At 75.6% G+C, this 5,519-nt stretch carries 6 protein-coding genes; 1 reads left to right on the top strand and 5 read right to left on the bottom strand.

All coding sequences use genetic code 11. The annotated features are described in order from the left end of the window. The 3 genes from RI554_06840 to rph all read right to left on the bottom strand — a co-directional run bounded on the left by RI554_06840 (nucleotide 1) and on the right by rph (nucleotide 2,330). Nucleotides 1–900, bottom strand: a complete 900-nt coding sequence (locus RI554_06840; GenBank protein ID MDR9391731.1) for a hypothetical protein — start codon at nucleotides 898–900, stop codon at nucleotides 1–3. Between the two features lie 63 nt (nucleotides 901–963). Beyond that, a complete protein-coding gene (locus tag RI554_06835; protein MDR9391730.1) occupies nucleotides 964–1,608 on the bottom strand; it encodes a non-canonical purine NTP pyrophosphatase in 645 nt (214 codons plus the stop codon). Next, nucleotides 1,605–2,330 carry a ribonuclease PH gene (gene rph, locus RI554_06830; GenBank protein ID MDR9391729.1) on the bottom strand — a complete coding sequence of 242 codons (726 nt, stop codon included), beginning with the start codon at nucleotides 2,328–2,330 and terminating at the stop codon, nucleotides 1,605–1,607. Before rph ends, RI554_06835 begins: the two co-directional genes overlap by 4 nt. A 141-nt stretch (nucleotides 2,331–2,471) precedes the next feature. Here rph and RI554_06825 point away from each other — a divergent pair, with 141 nt between their 5' ends. Then, the gene (locus tag RI554_06825) at nucleotides 2,472–3,140 is read left to right on the top strand and encodes a thioredoxin family protein (protein MDR9391728.1); all 669 of its coding nucleotides are present in this window, start codon (nucleotides 2,472–2,474) and stop codon (nucleotides 3,138–3,140) included. Between the two features lie 138 nt (nucleotides 3,141–3,278). On the opposite strand, the gene RI554_06820 is transcribed toward RI554_06825, so the two are convergent. Both RI554_06820 and RI554_06815 read right to left on the bottom strand, forming a co-directional pair. Further along, nucleotides 3,279–4,976 carry a hypothetical protein gene (locus RI554_06820; GenBank protein ID MDR9391727.1) on the bottom strand — a complete coding sequence of 566 codons (1,698 nt, stop codon included), beginning with the start codon at nucleotides 4,974–4,976 and terminating at the stop codon, nucleotides 3,279–3,281. After that, on the bottom strand, nucleotides 4,973–5,519 hold a 547-nt coding region (locus RI554_06815), incomplete at its 5' end, for a hypothetical protein (protein ID MDR9391726.1). The genes RI554_06815 and RI554_06820, both read right to left, overlap by 4 nt.

Here is a 5,519-nt window from a genome sequence, read left to right as displayed (position 1 = left end):
TCAGTCGGCGGCGCGCCGCGCCGATTCCGCCTCGAAGTAGGCGTAGAGCTCGTTCTCGGGCGCGAGGTCGGCGGCCCGGGCGTAGTGCGCCTCGGCGGCGGCGAAGCCGCCGCGGTCGAAGGCGACGCGGCCCCGCCACGCCCACGCGTCGGGGTAGGCGTCGTTCGCGCGGGTCGCGCGCGCGAACTGCGTCGCGGCGCCGGCCAGGTCGCCGGCCTCGTAGGCGGTGACGCCGGCGCGGAAGGCGGTCTCGGCGGCGACGCCCCAGCGCGCCTGCTCGCGGGCGAGGTCCGCGAAGTAGGCGGCGCGATCGTCGGTCGGGTCCTGCTCGGCGGCGGCCTCCCAGTACGGGAGGGCGTCGGCGGGGCGGCCCTGCTCCATGCGGATGCGGCCCATCCAGACGCGCGCGTCGCGCTGGAAGGGGATGGCGTCGAGGATCGCGTCGTAGTACCCCGCGGCGGTCTCGAGGTCGCCGCGTTCGTAGGCGCTCCAGGCCAGCTCCTCGCCGGCCTCGACGAACAGCGGCGCCTGCGTCGCGTCGAGGTCGGCGCCGGTCGCGAGGTAGGCCTGCCAGGCCTCCCACGCGCGGACGTGGAAGGTGCTGCGGGCGTACACCTCGGCGAGCAGGCCGAGGGTGCGGGGGTCGTCGGGGGCGGCGTCGACGGCGCGGCGCGCCTGCAGGGTCGCCTCGCGCCAGGCGGGCTGGTCGGGGTAGGGCGGGACGTCGTCGGCGATCGCTTGGCGCATGGCGTCGCGGGCGGCGTCGTAGGGCGCTTGCGCGTCGGCGGGCAGCGGCGCCTGGGCGGCGGCGAACGCCGCGGCGAGCAGCAGCGCGAGGGTCATGGCGGCGCGGGCGATGGGCGCCGCGCGGTGGCGTGGGGTGGGGACGGGTGCGTGCATGGGGCCTCCTCGTTCGGGGGCGCGCCGGGGCGCCCGCGTGACGTCATCCTAGGGCCTGCCCGGTCAGGGGTGCGTGACGGAGGGGGCCGCGCGCAGCGCGCGGCCCTCCGGGCCGTCCCACCAGGCGGTGAAGGCGGCGAGGGCGCGGGCGCGGTGGCTGACGCGGCGTTTGTCGGCGGGGGCGGCGACCCCGAACCCCCGTCCGAGATCGTGCGCGAAGAAGACCGGGTCGTAGCCGAAACCGGCGTCCCCCTCGGGGGCGTGCAGGATGCGGCCCTCGCAGCGCCCGTCGAAGGTGGCGTGCACGGTGCCGTCGGGGGTGGCGAGGGCGAGGACGGCGACGAAGCGCGCGCCGCGCTCCGCGTCGGGGACGCCGTCGAGCTCGTGCAGGAGACGGGCGACGCGGCCGGCGTCGTCGAGGCCGGGGCCGCCGTAGCGCGCCGACCGGACGCCGGGCCGGCCGCCCAACGCGTCGACCTCGAGGCCGGCGTCGTCGGCGAGGGCGGGAAGGCCGGTGTGCGCCGCGGCGTGCCGGGCCTTGATCGCGGCGTTGCCGGCGTAGTCGGGGGCGTCCTCGGGGGGTGGGGGCGGCGCGTCCGGCGCGAGGTCGGCGAGGGCGTGCACGGTCGTCGCCCCGCCGGCGAGCGCCGCGCGGAGTTCCTGGACCTTGCCGGGGTTGCCGGTGGCGAGGACGAGGGCGGCGCTCACCGGACCCCTCCGCCCGCGAGGGCGGGCCGGATGGCGTCGAGGACGCGGGGGACCGCGGCGACGCCGCGCCCCACGAGGGCGACGTAGCGTTCGGGGTCGAGGGGGCCGCGTTCGCTGCCGCCCTGCACCTCGATGAGGCGTCCGTCGGCGGTGGCGACGACGTTCAGGTCGAGGTCGGCGGCGTCGTCCTCGCGGTAGTCGAGGTCGGTGACCATCGCGCCGTCCAGGAGGCCGACGCTGACGGCGCCGACCTCGTGGCGGAGCGGCCATTCGCTCAGGCGGCCGTCGCGGACGCCGCGGTCGGCGAGGTCGTGCAGGGCGGCGAAGCCGGCGACGACGCCGGCGCAGCGCGTCCCGCCGTCCGCCTGCAGGACGTCGACGTCGACGATCAACGTCGTCTTGGGGAACGCCGTCAGGTCCCAGGCGGCCCGCAGGGCGCGCCCCAGGAGCCGTTGGATCTCCTGGCTGCGCCCGCCGGCGTAGAGGCGTTCGCGTCCGCGGCGCGTCTCGGTGGCGCGGGGCAGCAGCGCGTACTCCGCGGTGAGCCAGCCGCTGCGCGACTTCGTGCCGCGGAGGTGCGGGGGGAGGCCGGGGTCGAGGGTGACGGTGGCGCGGACGTGCGTGTCGCCCCAGGTGAGGTCGGCGGAGCCCTCCGCCCAGCGGTGCCGGCCGACGTCGAGGGCGAGGGGGCGGAGGGCGTCGGGGTCGCGACCGTCGCGCATGGCGTCACGGTAGCACCGGGGGGGGACGTTCGCCCCCGTTGCATACCCTCGGGGGGTATGTGCTACCCTCTTCACAGTTGCGCTGCGGAGGCCGTTCGGGCCGCGCAGCCCCGGCCCCCGAGGCCCCGAAGGAGAGCACCCATGCCGCTACTCACCGACGACGTCAAGGAACAGGTCATTCCGATGCTGGCCGACCTCGAGCAGGAGGTCGAACTGAAGGTCCTGACCGGCGGGGACGTCGTGATCCCCGGACAGGACGCCACGGGCTACCAGGACGAGACCCTCGAACTGCTGCACGAACTCGCCGAGCTCAACGACAAGATCCACGTCGTCGAGGCCGCCCTCGCCGACGACGCGGAGGCCCAGGAGGCCGGCATCACCCGCGCCCCGACGACGCTGTTCCGCCGCAAGGGCGAGACCCGCACGAACCTCCGCTTCACCGGCCTCCCGAGCGGGTACGAGTTCACCACCCTCCTCGAGACCATCCGGATGCTGGGCGGCCCCGCCGAGGAGCGCGAGGACAAGGTCGGCGACCTCGACGCGCCGTTGACGCTGCAGACGTTCGTCACGCCCACCTGCCCGTACTGCCCGCAGGCGGTCCTCACGATCTTCGATCTCGCCATGAGCAACGAGTCGATCATCGCCGAGGGCGTCGAAGCGAACGAGTACCCGGTGCTGAGCCGCACCTACAAGATCAGCAGCGTGCCCGACACCATCATCGGCGAACGCAACGACGCGCGCCTCCTCGGGGCGCAACCCAAGAAGCAGTTCGTCGAAGCGATCCAGGCGGCCACCCAGGTCCCCGCCTGAGGACGCCGCCGGGCCGAGCCCGGCCCGCCGCCGCGGGGCCTCCTCCCCGCCGGCACGCCCCCACCCCGTTTCGGTCGCTCCCGAAACGCGTCCGCCGCCCCTTGGCCGGGGCGGCGGACGCCGTCGTGGGCTCCCTGCTCAGCGGCGCTCCTCGCTGAGGACGCGGAAGGTGCCGGGCGCCTGCACCTCGTTCGCGCCGGGCATCCCCAACGTCGCCGCGACGCCCGGCAGCGCCCGGTTCGTCGCGATGCGCGGCACCTGCTGCATCACGACGGTCTCCCCGACCACCGTCCCGAAGATCGTCGTTTGTTTTGCCACGTCGACGGTGTCGGCGGCGTAGAGCATCGCGGCGACCACGTCGTTCGGTCCGGCGTCGACGGTCACGTCGCCGTTCGTCACGATGCCCAGCGCCGACCCCGTCAGGTAGTCGCCGTCCGCCGGGCGGAGCGCCGCTCCCAGCACGGCGTCGGCGGTGAACGCCGGGTCGCCGCCCGCGCCGTCCGCCCCGAAGAACCAGGTCGTCTCCCCGCGGTACGCGACGTCGCCCGTCACGTCCAGACCGGCCCCCGGGAACGCGACCGGCGTCGGTCCGGCGGGCACCACCTCGAGCACGTCGTTCGCCGCGTCCCACGCGAACACTGGATCGCCGGCCTCGTCGGCGCACGCCGCGCTCGGGTCGTCGGGCGGGAGGCGCAGGGCGGTCACGCCCCCCTGCGTACCGATCCACGGGCACGTCGCGGCGGTCACCCGCCGCACCGGCACGCCCGCCGCCTCGGTGGGCGGGTGGCCGGCGTCCTCCAGGCTCGGTAGCGACGTGTACGCGAACGCCTCGTAGTCCAGGACGGGGTTGCGGACGAACACGTAGGGTTCGGCGACGGGGTCGATCGCCTCGCCCTTCGAGCGCACCGCGTGATCCCCCGCCTCCAGGTCGAGGTAGATCCCCTCAATCGCGTTCGGGACGCCCTCCGTCGTGCCCGCCGCCCCGACGCGGGTGCCGGCGGCGCTGTTGAGGGCCCCGACCTCGAGGTCCCCCGACGCCATCTTCACGCGCGTACAGAGGTCCTGGTAGCGCAGAGCATCGTCGGCGAACACCGCGTTCGCGTCGCTCTGGACGTCGGTCTGCGGGTCGCCCTTCCCGGCGTACGTGTTGAACACGCCGGCGTTGCCGGTCAGGTCGACGTCGGTATCCACCGTCGCGTCGCCCGCGATGATGTGGATCGAGCCGTACACGCCGATCGTGCCCGCCAGCCCGCCCGCCGCCCCCGGCGTCAACGTCCCCGCGACGAGGGCGTTGTCCCACACCGAGGCGGCGCCCTCCCCGACCGTCGCGACGACGTCCACCGTGGCGCGGGCCACGCCGTCGCTTCCCACCGACCGCAACAACAGCAGGGGCCCTTCGACCCCGTACGACAGGTCGTACGTGCCGCCCCCCTCCAGCTCGAACGTCGCCTCGTGGCGCGTCGCGGCGTCGCTCGGCGACAGCCGCACGCCGTCCCCGAAATCGAGCCCGTCCTCGATCCCGACCCCGCACGGGTCACCGGCCGTCCCGGGCCCGCTCCCGCCGGCGCCGCCCGACGCGACGAAGGCGTCGTGCAGCGCGTGCAGCATCGCCGACTCCAGGTGCGCCATCCCCGCCTTCGCGACGTAGTACGCCCCCGTGCCGCGGCGTTGCTCCACCGCCGCCTGCCGGTCGAGGCGCGCCACGAACGCCGCGCCCAGGACCAGCACCACCAACACCAGGCTCGTGATCACCACCGTCACCAGCAGGAACCCGCGCGTGTCGCGCAGGCCTCCCCGGCCGGTGGGGACGGTCGTACGTCGGCTCGCGCGCCTCATGGCGTCTCCTCTCCGAGGCCTCGGCCTCGTGCGTTCGGCATGCCGACCTCCAGGGTCACGGTGTCCGTGCGCCCGCCCGACGGGCCGGTCCCGGACACCTCGACGCGGGCGGCGCGCACGCCGACGGGGCACGTGGTGGGGTCGGCCGTTTCGACGACCGCGCCGCTCGCGTCCGGTTCGGCGCAGGTGAACGTCAGGGCCAGCGCGTCCACCCCCCGCGCGAGCCGGTCCCCGAAGCCCGGCGCGACGTCGAACGTCGCGCCGCAGGGGACGTCCTGGCGGTACACGACGCGGTCGGTCCGGGTGTAGCGCACCTGCCGGCAGGCGGCCCCCAGCCCCCCGAGCACCTCGGCGTGCAGGCTCGAGGCGTACGTCACCGTCGCGACGCCCGACGTCCCCCCGCACGTGACGTACACCGCGCCGCACGTCGCGTCGACCGCACCGACGTACCGGGGGACCCCCCCGACGCTCACCGCCCGCGCCCCCGCCGACGCCAGGTCCTGGGCGACGGCCTCCGCGACGGTGCGGAGCGTCAGGTGCAAC

It is taken from the genome of Trueperaceae bacterium, from assembly GCA_031581195.1.
Lineage (GTDB): Bacteria > Deinococcota > Deinococci > Deinococcales > Trueperaceae > SLSQ01.
Note: the sequence above shows the minus strand (reverse complement) of the source record. Positions and strands in the feature narration are given on the sequence as shown.